We start from the raw sequence: 12,395 nt of genomic DNA, 5'->3' as shown, positions 1-12,395 counted from the left end.
GAAACCTTCGGCCCGCGTTTGGATTTCTGTCCATCGCTCTGAGGAGGACTGAGAAGTGGTTGAGAAGATTCCGATGACCGCGGCGGGACATCTGGTGCTGGAGAACGATCTCAAGCACCGCCAGCAGGTCGAACGGCCGCGAATCATTCAACAGATCACGGAGGCGCGGACTCACGGCGACCTGTCCGAGAACGCGGAGTATCACGCCGCGAAAGAACAGCAGTCGCTCAACGAGGGCGCGATCGCCGAGCTCGAGGACAAGCTCGCTCGCGCCGAGATCATCGATGTTTCGAAGCTCAGCGGCGACACCATCAAGTTCGGCGCGACCGTCACGCTGGTCGACGAGGACACCGACAAGAAGCACGTCTGGCAGATCGTCGGCGAGCCCGAGGCTGATGCCAAGCATGGCCGCATCTCGATCACCTCGCCGATCGCGCGCGCGTTGATCAACAAGAAGAAGGGCGAGTCCGTCGAGGTGAATGCACCCGGCGGTGCGAAGGCCTACGAGATCACCAAGGTCGAGTGGAAGTAGCGCGCCCGCGCAACTTTCGCCTCTGAGCGTTCTGCGACGGCCGGGCTTGTCCCGGCCGTCGATGTCTTTAACCTCGGCAAAAAACCAGCCTGCATGCGGAAGCACGCCGAGGAGTTCATGAAGTTCGGGATTTTCGATCACATCGACGACGCCGGCGTGCCGCTCGCCGAGCTCTACGCCAACCGGCTCACCATCGCCGAGGCCTACGAGCGCGCCGGGTTCTACGGCTATCACGTCGCCGAGCACCACACGACGCCGCTTGGCGCCGCAGCCTCGCCGGCGCTGATCTTCGCGGCGCTGGCCCAGCGCACCAAGACACTGCGCTTCGGTCCGCTGGTCTACCTGCTGCCGTTCTATCATCCGCTGCGGCTGATCGAAGAGGTCTGCATGCTCGATCAGATGAGCGGCGGCCGCTTCCAGCTCGGCGTCGGACGCGGCGTGTCGATGTACGAGACGCAGGCCTACGGCCTCGACTTCGGCAAGACCCAGGCGATGTATCACGAGGCCTTTCAGGTGCTGATGAAAGGCCTCAGCGCCGACGAGCTGACGTTTGCCGGCGAGTTCTACAAGTTCGACAAGCTGCCGATGATCCTGAAGCCGGTGCAGAAGCCGCATCCGCCGCTGTGGTATGGCGTGGGCTTGCCGAACAATGCCGCCTGGCCGGCCGAGAATCACGTCAACATCGTCGCGCTGGGACTTCGCGACACCACGCAGGCCACCATCAAGACCTATCGCGAGGCGCGCGCGGCCCAGGGATTTGACCTCGACGGCACGCTGATGGGCGTGAGCCGGCACGTTGTCGTGGCCGACACCGACGAGGCGGCGCTCGCGATCGCGCGGCGCGCCTACCCGCGCTGGCGGCAGAGCTTCCGCTGGCTGTTCGCCCGCCACGGCGCGGAGCCGCGCGTGATCGGCATCTATCCGGAAAGCTTCGACGCGCTGGTTGCGCTCAACAATGGCATCGCGGGCTCGCCCGCGACCGTGCGGCGATTCGTCGAGGCCGAGGCGGCTGCCAACAATTGCAATTATTTCGTGCCGCAGATGGTGTTCGGCGACATGACGCTGACGGAATCGCTGCGCTCGATCGAGCTGTTCGGCAAAGAGGTGATGCCGGCGTTTGCGAAGTAACGGACGACAACAATGACAAGACGACTGCTGGCCGCCCTCGCCCTGTTCACCGTGGTGTTTGGCGCGGCACAAGCCACCGCCCAGACCTATCCGAACCGGCCGATCCGCGTGGTCGTCCCGTCGACACCCGGCTCGCCGACCGATGTGATGGCGCGGCTGGTGGCGCAGAGCCTCACCACGACCCTCGGCCAGAATGTGTTCGTCGAGCCGCGGCCCGGCGGTGGCGGCATCATCGGTACCAAGACCGTGATCGCGGCCGAGCCTGACGGCTACACGCTGCTCTTCACCGAAGGCGCCAAGCATCTGATGACGCCGGCGCTCTACGACAGCGTCGGCTTCGATCCCGCCGTCGACATCACGCCGGTGGCGACCGCGGGCGGCGGCTCGTTCGTGCTGGTGGTGTCCTCGGACCTGCCGGTGAAATCGGTGCAGGAGCTTGCCGACTATGCCCGCGCGCATCCCGGCAAGATCAACTTCGGCTTCGGTCAGGGCACGCTGCCGCACATGCTCGGCGAGACGCTGAAGCACACCGCCAAGATCGACATCACCAGCGTGCCGTACAAAGGCGGCGCGCAGGCGGTGGCCGACATGCTCGGCGGCCACATCCAGATGAACTTCGGCACCACAGCGACGCTGCTGTCGCTGATCAAGCAGGGCAAGCTTCGCGCGCTCGCGGTCACCAACGACAGGCGGCTCGCCGAAATTCCCGACGTGCCGACCATGGCGGAAAGCGGATTTCCCAATCTGACGCTGCGCTACTGGATGGCGCTCTGGGCGCCGCCGCACACGCCGGCCGCGATCGTCGAGAAGCTCAATGCCGACGTCATCGCAGGCCTCAAATCGCCGGAGCTCGAAGCCAACATGGCCAAGGCCGGCTTCGAGCCGATGCCGATGGATGTGAAGGCGATGGCGGATTTCGTCGCGGCGGAATCGCCCAAGTGGCTCGCGGTGGCGAAGACCTCCGGCGTGAGAGGCGACTGACATCAATTGGCCTTGCCGCAGCGGGCGCCGCGGCGCTCCTGCAGAAAGCGGCGGACCGCGGGATCGGTTTCCAGCCCGATGGCGCGCTGATAGGCCTCACTGGCTTCGGCGCGCCGGTTGAGCCGCGAGAGAAGATCGGCACGCGCCGCCCAATACGGCTGGTATTCGGCGAGCGCCTTCTCGCCGTCGAGGCCGTCGAGCAGGGCAAGGCCCGCCTCTGCGCCGCGCGACTCGGCCGCCGCGACCGCGCGGTTGATCATCACCACCGGCGAATGCGTGATCTCGAACAGAAGCTCGTAGAGTCTTTCGATCGCCGCCCAATCGGCGCGGCCGCTCAAGCGCCGCACCAGATGCGCCGACTGCACCGCGGCTTCGAGCTGATAGCGCCCGGTGTCGCCGCCAACACTCGCGCGGCGCAGCAGCGCCTCGGCCTCTTCGATCATCGGCACGTCCCACAGCGCCGTGTCCTGCTGCCCGAGCGGCACGTAGTCGCCCTCGGCGCCCCGCCGCGCCGCGCGGCGCGATTCCGCATAGAGCATCAGCGCGAGCAGGCCCAGCGCCTCGGGCTCGTCTGGCAGCAGCGACGCAACGAGGCGGCCGAGCCAGATGCCTTCGCTGGCGAGATTGCGGCGGCGGCTTTCGGTGCCGCCGGGATCGGTCCAGCCCTCGGCGAAGGCCGCATAGATCGCCTCCAGCACGGTGTCGAGGCGCTCGCGCAATTCCCCGTGTTCGGGAATCCGCAGCGGAATGCGGGCCTCCCTGATTTTGCTTTTGGCACGAACCAGGCGCTGCGCCATAGTTTGCGGCGCGACCAGGAACGCCGACGCGATGGTCGCGGCGTCGAAGCCGAGAATGGTCTGAAGGATGAGCGGCGCGCGGATGCCTTGATCAATGGCCGGATGCGCACAGGCGAACATCAGAGCGAGGCGCCGGTCCGGGATGTCGGTCTCGTTCGCCACGGCCTCCATTTCGTCGGCCATCAGCCGCAGATGATCCGCTGCATCATCGCCGCTCCGTCGCCGCCGGCCGGCGTCGATCAGCTTGCGGCGTGCAGCGGTCAGGAGCCATGCTTCGGGCGTCCGCGGCACGCCGTTGACCGACCAATCGTCCAATGCTGACGCAAACGCCTCCGACAGCGCGTCTTCGGCGCCGGCGACATCGCCGGTGCGGGCCGCGAGAAACGCCACGAGCTTGCCGTAGCTCTGCCGGGCCACCATTTCGGCGGCGGCCCGGGCAGGCTGTTCGCCTTTCGGCGTTGGCGCTACATCGGCCACAGCGGACGGACTTCCATCGCGCCCTGGCTCGCGCCGGGACAACGCGCGGCCCAGCTCAACGCCGCATCGAGATCGGGCACGTCGATCATGAAGTAGCCGGCCAGCTGCTCCTTGGTGTCGGCATAGGGCCCGTTGAGCACGCTGGTCTTGCCACCGGCGACCCGCACCGTGGTCGCGTCCGTCACCGGCCGCAGCCGCTCGCCGCCGCGGATCACCCCGGCCTTCTTCATGGCCTCGGCATAGGCCATGTAGCTCGCGGTCATCTGCTCGGCCTCGGCCTTGCTGGCCGACAGGAACTTGGCTTCATCGCGGTAGATCAGAAGGAGATATTGCATGGTGATGGTCCCTTGGTTGTGACCGAAGCTTGTGCTCCGTCGACACCATGACGCGCGAGGCTGCCGCCAATCGACAGCCGTCGAAAAAAACTTGTGCCGCCTTGTCGGGGCTGCGCCGGTCGCGATGATACGCGATCGAATGCGCTGGGACTGAACAAGGCTCACTTGTTCTTCTCCATCGTTCCGAATAACGAACGAGTGCATAGATTTTTCCTCCGCGCAGCGCATGCCGGCGGCCACCAGATTTCCCTGTCGGTTTTCCGGGCCGCGCCCGGGTTCTTTCATGCCTCCCTGAGGGAGGCGGAGCGCCGAAACGGCGCAGGTATCACTGGGGCACCTTTGCGAAGGCACCCCGCCCGCCCTTGCGAGGGCAGGCGCGCCTTCCGGCGCTCCACCGCAGCGATTATGGGCGTGTGGTCCGTATCACCGGGTGGACCAGGAGTATCCCTCCTGCAATTCCGGCGGTTTTCACCGCCGTTCATTCCATCCCGGACGAGCCCTGACGGGCGGCCCTCGTAGTAGAGCGAACGGAACCCAGACGCCTCCCGGAGCCGAGCTTACGAGGCCCGTCCGCAGGACGCCGCACCCAGCTCCGTCAGCCGAACGTCTCCGGAAGACGCCCTCAGTGAGCAGGGACAAATTAGAACCTATCAGGAACGAATATGATCGTCAATAGCACATCATGTATGACTTCAACGGCCGGACTGCTTACGTTCAAAAGCCGCAGCTGCCCTCGCTTTGGCCGTCGCCTTTTCCAATTCGACGGCCTTCGCAACGAGTTCGTCCGTCGTCCAGTTGCGGGTTAGCCAGATTGTCAACGCCGCTCCCGACAGATGCCAGAACGAATGGTTGGCGAGATGATCCGCGTTGTGCGACCTGGCGATCCGCCAAGCAATGCGCACTCCATGATCACGCATTCGCCCATCACTACGCGCCAGCGTCCAGATGTAGGAATACGGTGACAAGCGATCGATCGTGATCGGCCGCGATATTCGGAGCGTTCGGATCAACGCCTCGACGTCTTCGGGAGCGACGGCGGTGCTGACGGCGTGGCCGGGACGCCCGTCGATCTTCGAGAGGCCAAATTCGTACAGCAACCACGGGCCGGCCACGACAGCAAGCAACACGATCGCGACAAGTCCAACGAGCAACCGAAGAAGCCATCGCAACACTGAAAATCTTCCATCCGCAAAACGCCACTGAGGAATAATCGCGGCGGAATGTGGCTCAACAGAGCCATTCGGTGTTGCGTCAATCGAGCAAATGTCGCGTGGGCGCGGCGCTTCGCGCCTTCGCCCACCCTACAATTTCTTCAACTCCATCGGCACCATCGCGGCGTCCTTGGCGTTGCGCAGCACGAGCGACGTCTTGACGTTGCGCACGTTGGGCGCGCCGGTGAGCTCGGCGACGAAGGCCTGGAACGTCTTCAAGTCCGGCGCCACGCATTTGAGCACGAAGTCGATCTCGCCCGAGAGCATCCAGCATTCGCGCACGAGCTGCGCGGTGCGCACGAAATCCTCGAACGCCTTCAGGTCGGGCTCGGCCTGGCTGGTCAGGTGTACCATGGCGAACACGGTGACCTCGTAGCCCAGCATCTTCTCGTCGAGCAGCGCGCGATAGCCTTTGATGAAGCCCGCCTCCTCCAGCGCCCGCACCCGGCGCAGGCAGGGCGGCGCCGAGATGCCGACCCGGCGAGCCAGCTCCACATTGGTGATACGGCCGTCGTCCTGAAGCTCCTTCAGGATCTTGAGGTCGATGGCATCCAGGCGTTCGGACACAGCGTCTCCGGCACTTCAGAATTGCGCGTCAAATCGACCCATTATCCCCGAGCGGCGCTCGCCGCGAAAGAATATTGCGCCGAATTCCCCACAACCCCTCTGCGGAACCCGCGATTAAGGACAAAATCGGGAAATCCTGGCCTCGACTGTGGACCCAGAGGGTTGCGAAACTTGCATAGCTGCGGCGAAGGCTTAAATTAAGTGCCGGGGGAATGACCCGCCGTGCCCAATGTGCCGGCAAGCCTCCCCCTTCATCGCGCAGCATGCCGGAATGTTGTGCCCCGACCGAGGGACGTATGAGCAAGAAAACCCATGCCAAGCTTGTGATTATCGGCTCGGGACCGGCGGGCTATACGGCAGCGATCTACGCGGCGCGCGCGATGCTCGAGCCGATCCTGATCCAGGGCATCCAGCCGGGCGGCCAGCTCACCATCACCACCGACGTCGAGAACTATCCAGGCTTCGCCGACGTCATCCAGGGCCCCTGGCTCATGGAGCAGATGCAGAAGCAGGCCGAGCATGTCGGCACCAAGATCATCACCGACCACGTCAACGATCTCGATCTGAGCGGGCGGCCGTTCCGGCTCACCTGCGATTCCGGCGACGTCTATATCGCCGACACCGTCGTGCTCGCGACCGGCGCACAGGCGCGCTGGCTCGATCTGCCGTCCGAACAGAAGTTCAAGGGCTATGGCGTGTCGGCCTGCGCGACCTGCGACGGCTTCTTCTACAAGAACAAGGAAGTGCTGGTGATCGGCGGCGGCAACACCGCGGTCGAGGAAGCGCTGTTCCTCACCAACTTCGCCTCCAAGGTCACGATCGTGCATCGGCGCGACACGTTCCGCGCCGAGAAGATCCTGCAGGAGCGGCTCTACAAGAATCCGAAAATTCGCGTGGTCTGGGACAGCGAGTTGCACGACGTGCTCGGCAACGAAAATCCGCTGAAGGTGCGCGGCGTCGTGCTGCGTAACGTGAAGACCGGCGCCACGCAGGAAATGACCGCCGACGGCGTGTTCATCGCCATCGGCCATCAGCCCTCGACCGATCTCGTCGCCGGCAAGATCAAGATGAAGCCGTCCGGCTATGTCTGGACCGAGCCGTATTCGACCGCGACCTCGGTGCCGGGCCTGTTCGCGGCCGGCGACGTCACCGACGACGTCTACCGCCAGGCGGTGACGGCGGCAGGTCTCGGCTGCATGGCCGCGCTCGAGGCCGAGCGCTTCCTTGCGCATCACGGCACCCAACAACAACAAGCAGCAGAATAGAAACGGACGACGATGCCAGGCGGGAATGGAATGGATTGGGACAAGCTGAAGGTGTTTCACGCGGCCGCGGAGGCCGGCAGCTTCACCCATGCGGGCGAGCAACTGGGACTGTCACAGTCGGCGGTGTCGCGGCAGGTGAGCGCGCTGGAGCAGGAGCTCGCGGTGTCGCTGTTCCACCGCCATGCCCGCGGGCTCATTCTCACCGAGCAGGGCGAGCTTCTCTACCGCACCGCCCACGAAGTGTTCATGAAGCTCGAGGCGGCGCGCGCCAAGCTGACCGACAGCCGCGAGAAGCCGCACGGCGAACTGAAAGTGACCACGACGCCCGGCATCGGCATCCACTGGCTGACGCCGCGGCTCGGCGAGTTCATGGACCTGTTCCCGGACATCCGCGTCACGTTGATCACCACCGACGAAGAGCTCGATCTCGCGATGCGCGAGGCCGATGTGGCGATCCGGCTCCGCCAGCCGACGCAGCCCGACCTCATCCAGCGCAAGCTGTTCTCGGTGCACTTCCACGCCTATGCGTCAGCCGATTATCTGAAGCGCGTCGGCACGCCGCGCACGCTGGAAGAGCTCGACAATCACCGCATCATCCTGCTCGGCGGCACGACCGTGCCATCGTATCTCGCGAACCGGACCTGGCTCACGGAAGTGGGCCGCAACGGCAAGGGCACGCGCCAGCCGGCGTTTCTGATCAACAACATCCTCGGCCTTCTGCGCGCCTGCCAGCGCGGCATCGGCATCGCGCTGTTGCCGGATTATCTGATCGAGGAGAACGTCGGCCTGGTGCAGTTGTTCGGTGAAGAGGAAAGCCCGGCGCTCGACGCGTTCTTCGTCTATCCGGAAGAGCTGAAGTCGGTCGCGCGCGTGCAGGCATTCCGCGACTTCCTCGTCAGCAACGCGCAGCGCTGGAGCTTCTAGGATCTGATTCAACTTTCGTTGAATCAGATCAGTCGTTCCTTGTGCCGTGAGGGCATGATCCTTTCCGAAAGCCGCTTCACACTTTTCGGGATCATGCCCTAAGCTCTTTCGCCGACAGATAAAAATATTCACAAACGAGCGACGCTGAATTCATCCGATCGTCTCATCGGGATTGTCGATTCGAGATTTCAGCGCGGCTGCATCGCATGGCTGACATGCTGCTCGCGGTTTTTGCGAGGGTCGCATGGCTGGCATGTGGCGCTCCGCGTTGTGCGCGCACGCGACAACTCGCATTATGTTTTTGCGCTGCTGGCGTCGGGGTTGTCGCATCCCCCCAGATTAAGCCAACCCTGTCACAGCAGCTGTTCCCCTCTGGAAGGTGATTGTCGGCCATCCCGCGCCGACAAACTCAGCCGGGTCCGCAAGGGCCCGGCTTCTTCTCTTTTTGCGCTGGAAAAATTCCTCGGCCGCCGAACAACGGCGGTGTCATCGCCGGGCTTGACCCGGCGATCCATGAGCACGCGCGACAACGACAGTCGTAAGAATGTTCTTTGCTGCGCCGCTTCATGGACCCGCGGGTCAAGCCCGCGGGTGACAGTGCGCGTGTTGAAAGCGTGTGCTTAAACGCGAGCGGGAAACCGCTACGCCCACAGCCGCTCTTTCTCCATTCCCTTGTAGAGATCGGCGACGAACTCGCCGTAGCCGTTGAACAGCAGCGTTGGCCTTCGCTCGCCGAGCCCGATCAGCTCCTCGTTCGCCTGGCTCCAGCGCGGATGCGGGACCTCCGGATTGACGTTGGCCCAGAAGCCGTACTCGGAATCCTGCAGGTCCTGCCAATAGCTGCGCGGCTGTTTGTCGGTGAACGACACGCGCACGATCGACTTGATGTGCTTGAAGCCGTACTTCCACGGCACCGCCAGGCGAATGGGCGCGCCGTGCTGCTTGGCGATCGGCTTGCCATAGGCGCCGGTGGCGAGGAACGTGAGCTCGTTGGTCGCTTCCTTGACGGTGAGCCCTTCGACGTAGGGCCACGGAAACCACGACTGCTTCTGGCCGGGCGCGATCGACTTGTCGAGGAAGGTTTCCATCCTGACGTAAGTCGCCGACGACAGCGGCTTCGCCAGCTCGACGAGCTTCGCCATCGGGAAGCCCGACCACGGCACCGCCATGCTCCAGGCCTCGACGCAGCGGTGGCGATAGAGCCGCTCTTCAATTGGAAATTTCCGCACCAGATCGTCGATGCCGATCTCGAACGGCTTCTCGACCATGCCGTCGATCTTGATCGTCCACGGTCTGATCTTCAGCGCCTGCGCCTGCTTGGCCACCTGCTTCGACGAATTGAATTCGTAGAAGTTGTTGTAGTTGCCGTTGATCTTCTCGTCGGTGACCGGCCGGTCGAGCGTATACTTCTCGTTGCGCTTGCCGGGATAGAGATCCATCGACGGATCGGGCTGATCGGTGAGGCGCTGCGCGAACGCATGGCCGGGGACGAGGCCCGCAGCCGCAGCGCCGGCCGCAGCGCCGAGCAGGGCACGCCGGTTGAAAAACAGATGCTCTGGAGTGGCGAGGCTCTCGGGCATTTCCCAGCCGCGCCGTCGGATGATGTTCATGGCCTTATCCCTCCGGATATGGGGCTCGTTCCAGCAGTACGTTTCCGGCCGGTCACGCGCAAGTCACGGATCGGAGAGGATTCGATCGCTTTCGGGCCTCGTCCGGTCCGGGCCACTTCACCGGCCGGTCCGTCGATGGCCAGGGCTTTCGATAGCCAAGGCTTCGATGGTCAGGGCTTCGATGGTCAAGGCTTGTGGCCTCGCCTATCATCGCTGATATGGAGGGCTTTCCCTGTCCCAGGCCGCTCCGGTTCAGATCATGAAAGAAACCGTCTTCGCGTTTCTGGAGACCCTGAACAAAACCCAGTTCATGCCGCCCGCGGCGATGCAAGCGCATCAGCGCGAATTGCTGGAGCCGCTCGTCCGGCATGCGCATGCGAATGTGCCGTTCTATCGCGACAGCGGGCGGCTCGCGCCGCTGTTTCGGAATGACGGCAGCATCGACTGGGATGCATGGCCCAGGATTCCGCTGCTGACGCGAAGCGAGGTCCGCGCCGCTGGCAATGCGCTGCGCTCCCCCGAACTGCCCTCACATCACGGCGGAACACAGGTACTTTCGACATCCGGATCGACCGGCGAGCCGGTTCAGGTGGCCCACAGCCAGCTCGCCGGCGACCTCGTATGGCCGGCGCTTATGTTGCGCGCGCTCAACTGGTACGGCCTGGATCCCACGTCGCGCTTTGCCCGGGTCGGAACCTTTCCCCGGGAAAAGCCGCCTCTCTCGACGCCCAGACACCGGAAGGGTTGGGTGGTCCAATTCGAATTGATGGAGATATTCGGCCCGCGCCTCGATCTGCCGGAGTCACTCGGACTTCCCACCATTCTGGAGCATCTGATCGAATTCCGTCCGAACTGCCTCAGCATCAATCCTGTCGAGCTTGAATTGCTCACGGGCTGGGACAAGGACCGTCGCCTGCGATCCTTGGGGCCGATCGTCATCATGACGAGCGCGGACCGGCTCATGGACTCGACGAGGGACGTCATCGTTCACGAATACGGCTGGCGAAGCCTGAATATCTACGCGAGCAACGAATGCGGCCTGATGGCGACGTGCTGTCCGCAATGCGGCCAATTCCACGTTCACTCCGAGACGACGCTGATCGAACTGCTGAGCGACGACGATCGCCCGGCGTCGCCGGGGCAACTTGGCTGGGTTGTCGCGACGCCGCTGTATAACTACGCCATGCCGTTGATCCGCTACGACCATGCAGACCAGGCGATGTCGCCGCATTGGCATGGCTGCGAACGAGCGCTGCCCGCGTTGAGCACGGTCGTCGGCAAGGAACCAGTCATCTTCGAATTTTCCGGCGGCTTCAGGATGCGGCCGGTGCTGCCCGCATCCCGCGTCATCGACTATCTCGGCGCGCTCGCCTTCCAGGTGGCTCAAACGGGCGAAGATCGATGCGAATTCCGCTTCGTCCCCGGCACCATGCCGCGCGAGCAGATGGATTTCACCGCGATGACGGCGCTGCTGCGGCAGCAATGGTGGCAAGACTTGAAAGTCGATTACCGGCCGATGGACGAATTGCCGGGGGCGCGCACGCGCGTCAAAATTCCAATATTCGTGCGAGAGATGACGGCCGGACCGGACTAAATATAGGTCAGACGTCAGCCTGGCTCACCGCAGGTCCCATCTCTGAACAGCGTGTCACCGGGGTTGCAGAACTGCGTCGTCGTCGCGCCAGACGAGGTCGTGTGGTTGTTGATGATGCTGAACAGATTGCTGGCACCCCAGTTCACTGGATCGTCCTCGCGGTGCCGCTTCATCAAGGTCTTATCCTTGTTGCCGAAGTAGAAGCGCAGACCGCCCCAGACTCCCTGGAAGTCGCCCTCTCCGATTCGGGCCTCGGCAAACGCCGTCGCCATTCCACCGCGGCCGACCGGCATACCGACTTCGGTGCCCAGCGCCAGCGCGTGTTTTCCGCCTTGATAACGATGGCCCGCGAAAACGTCCCAATTGTCGCCGATGTAATATTTCAGGTTGATCTGATCGAAGAACCGCGTCTTGACGTCGTAGCCTTCGAAAAAGCTGGAGGTGGTCGCAAGGCCGGCGGCGCCACCGGGCCCACCTGGAGCAATCGTGCTCGATGCGAAGGTCGTGTTGGACACCGAATTGCCGAACTCCACACCGGCAATTCCCTGGAGAGTGAAGCGTCCGAAATAATATTCACCTTCCGCCGCGACGTTGCCGACGTAGACGCCGCCGAATTCATTCCAGCGCGTATAACTGGTGTAGATGCCGAGCAGACCCTTGCCTGGATCGCGCCAGAACAAGTGTCCGCCCACATGACCGAAACCCCGGCCACCAAACGAGCCTCCGCTCAGATCGATCTGCGCGCCGTAGGAAGAAGCCAGCGGGATCGAAATCGAACCTTGCGAAGCGGCGATGGTGTTGTGGCCCAGCCGTCCGCCCAGGGCTTCGATCTTGCCGTTCAGGCCATCAACGGCCTGGCCGGGATAGCTCGGCGTCGTCCAGGCCGGCGCCTTGGTGAACATCGGCAAGTCTGCGGCCTGGGCGCTCCAGATCGACAGGAACACCGCTCCGATCGAACCACCCAGCATCGTGCC

12 protein-coding genes are annotated in these 12,395 nt (G+C 63.7%); 6 read left to right on the top strand and 6 right to left on the bottom strand.

What is annotated here, in order from left to right; all coding sequences use genetic code 11:
• The first annotated feature begins 73 nt into the window (after positions 1-73).
• From greA to RHPLAN_RS10295, 3 genes are all read left to right on the top strand, one after another.
• The gene (gene greA, locus RHPLAN_RS10305; RefSeq protein WP_157100765.1) at positions 74-532 is read left to right on the top strand and encodes a transcription elongation factor GreA; all 459 of its coding nucleotides are present in this window, start codon (positions 74-76) and stop codon (positions 530-532) included.
• Between the two features lie 117 nt (positions 533-649).
• On the top strand, positions 650-1,660 hold the full coding sequence (locus RHPLAN_RS10300; protein WP_068030972.1) for an LLM class flavin-dependent oxidoreductase: 1,011 nt from the start codon (positions 650-652) through the stop codon (positions 1,658-1,660).
• A gap of 12 nt (positions 1,661-1,672) precedes the next feature.
• On the top strand, positions 1,673-2,641 hold the full coding sequence (locus tag RHPLAN_RS10295) for a Bug family tripartite tricarboxylate transporter substrate binding protein (RefSeq protein WP_068016878.1): 969 nt from the start codon (positions 1,673-1,675) through the stop codon (positions 2,639-2,641).
• 2 nt (positions 2,642-2,643) lie between these two features.
• Here RHPLAN_RS10295 and RHPLAN_RS10290 read toward each other — a convergent pair whose 3' ends face one another.
• The 4 genes from RHPLAN_RS10290 to RHPLAN_RS10275 form a co-directional block, all read right to left on the bottom strand.
• Positions 2,644-3,858, bottom strand: coding sequence for an RNA polymerase sigma factor (locus tag RHPLAN_RS10290; RefSeq protein WP_068030970.1), 1,215 nt, complete (start codon positions 3,856-3,858; stop codon positions 2,644-2,646).
• 44 nt (positions 3,859-3,902) lie between these two features.
• The gene (locus RHPLAN_RS10285; RefSeq protein WP_068016876.1) at positions 3,903-4,250 is read right to left on the bottom strand and encodes a YciI family protein; all 348 of its coding nucleotides are present in this window, start codon (positions 4,248-4,250) and stop codon (positions 3,903-3,905) included.
• A 692-nt stretch (positions 4,251-4,942) separates the two neighbouring features.
• Positions 4,943-5,401 carry a hypothetical protein gene (locus RHPLAN_RS10280; protein WP_068016873.1) on the bottom strand — a complete coding sequence of 153 codons (459 nt, stop codon included), beginning with the start codon at positions 5,399-5,401 and terminating at the stop codon, positions 4,943-4,945.
• A gap of 150 nt (positions 5,402-5,551) precedes the next feature.
• Complete coding sequence (locus RHPLAN_RS10275; RefSeq protein ID WP_068016872.1) at positions 5,552-6,028, bottom strand: Lrp/AsnC family transcriptional regulator; 477 nt, start codon at positions 6,026-6,028, stop codon at positions 5,552-5,554.
• A 296-nt stretch (positions 6,029-6,324) separates the two neighbouring features.
• Between RHPLAN_RS10275 and trxB the strand changes: the two genes are divergently transcribed.
• The gene (trxB, locus tag RHPLAN_RS10270) at positions 6,325-7,293 is read left to right on the top strand and encodes a thioredoxin-disulfide reductase (RefSeq protein WP_068016869.1); all 969 of its coding nucleotides are present in this window, start codon (positions 6,325-6,327) and stop codon (positions 7,291-7,293) included.
• Between the two features lie 30 nt (positions 7,294-7,323).
• Entirely contained in the window at positions 7,324-8,217 is an 894-nt protein-coding gene (locus tag RHPLAN_RS10265; RefSeq protein ID WP_068016866.1) for a LysR family transcriptional regulator, read from the top strand.
• 641 nt (positions 8,218-8,858) lie between these two features.
• On the opposite strand, the gene msrP is transcribed toward RHPLAN_RS10265, so the two are convergent.
• Positions 8,859-9,827, bottom strand: a complete 969-nt coding sequence (msrP, locus tag RHPLAN_RS10260) for a protein-methionine-sulfoxide reductase catalytic subunit MsrP (protein WP_068016863.1) — start codon at positions 9,825-9,827, stop codon at positions 8,859-8,861.
• Between the two features lie 259 nt (positions 9,828-10,086).
• On the opposite strand from msrP, the gene RHPLAN_RS10255 reads away from it, so the two are divergent.
• The gene (locus RHPLAN_RS10255) at positions 10,087-11,421 is read left to right on the top strand and encodes a phenylacetate--CoA ligase family protein (protein WP_068016861.1); all 1,335 of its coding nucleotides are present in this window, start codon (positions 10,087-10,089) and stop codon (positions 11,419-11,421) included.
• 14 nt (positions 11,422-11,435) lie between these two features.
• Here RHPLAN_RS10255 and RHPLAN_RS10250 read toward each other — a convergent pair whose 3' ends face one another.
• Positions 11,436-12,389, bottom strand: a complete 954-nt coding sequence (locus RHPLAN_RS10250; RefSeq protein ID WP_157100181.1) for a hypothetical protein — start codon at positions 12,387-12,389, stop codon at positions 11,436-11,438.
• Between the last annotated feature and the right edge of the window lie 6 nt (positions 12,390-12,395).

Source organism: Rhodoplanes sp. Z2-YC6860 (assembly GCF_001579845.1).
GTDB lineage: Bacteria > Pseudomonadota > Alphaproteobacteria > Rhizobiales > Xanthobacteraceae > Z2-YC6860.
Note: the sequence above shows the minus strand (reverse complement) of the source record. Positions and strands in the feature narration are given on the sequence as shown.

Excerpts from the sequence above, each read along its gene's own strand:
- greA (WP_157100765.1), top strand. The coding sequence starts at position 74 with ATGACCGCGGCGGGACATCTGGTGCTGGAGAACGATCTCAAGCACCGC.
- RHPLAN_RS10300 (WP_068030972.1), top strand. The coding sequence starts at position 650 with ATGAAGTTCGGGATTTTCGATCACATCGACGACGCCGGCGTGCCGCTC.
- RHPLAN_RS10295 (WP_068016878.1), top strand. The coding sequence starts at position 1,673 with ATGACAAGACGACTGCTGGCCGCCCTCGCCCTGTTCACCGTGGTGTTT.
- RHPLAN_RS10290 (WP_068030970.1), bottom strand. The coding sequence starts at position 3,858 with ATGGTGGCCCGGCAGAGCTACGGCAAGCTCGTGGCGTTTCTCGCGGCC.
- RHPLAN_RS10285 (WP_068016876.1), bottom strand. The coding sequence starts at position 4,250 with ATGCAATATCTCCTTCTGATCTACCGCGATGAAGCCAAGTTCCTGTCG.
- trxB (WP_068016869.1), top strand. The coding sequence starts at position 6,325 with ATGAGCAAGAAAACCCATGCCAAGCTTGTGATTATCGGCTCGGGACCG.
- RHPLAN_RS10265 (WP_068016866.1), top strand. The coding sequence starts at position 7,324 with ATGGATTGGGACAAGCTGAAGGTGTTTCACGCGGCCGCGGAGGCCGGC.
- msrP (WP_068016863.1), bottom strand. The coding sequence starts at position 9,827 with ATGAACATCATCCGACGGCGCGGCTGGGAAATGCCCGAGAGCCTCGCC.
- RHPLAN_RS10255 (WP_068016861.1), top strand. The coding sequence starts at position 10,087 with ATGAAAGAAACCGTCTTCGCGTTTCTGGAGACCCTGAACAAAACCCAG.
- RHPLAN_RS10250 (WP_157100181.1), bottom strand. The coding sequence starts at position 12,389 with ATGCTGGGTGGTTCGATCGGAGCGGTGTTCCTGTCGATCTGGAGCGCC.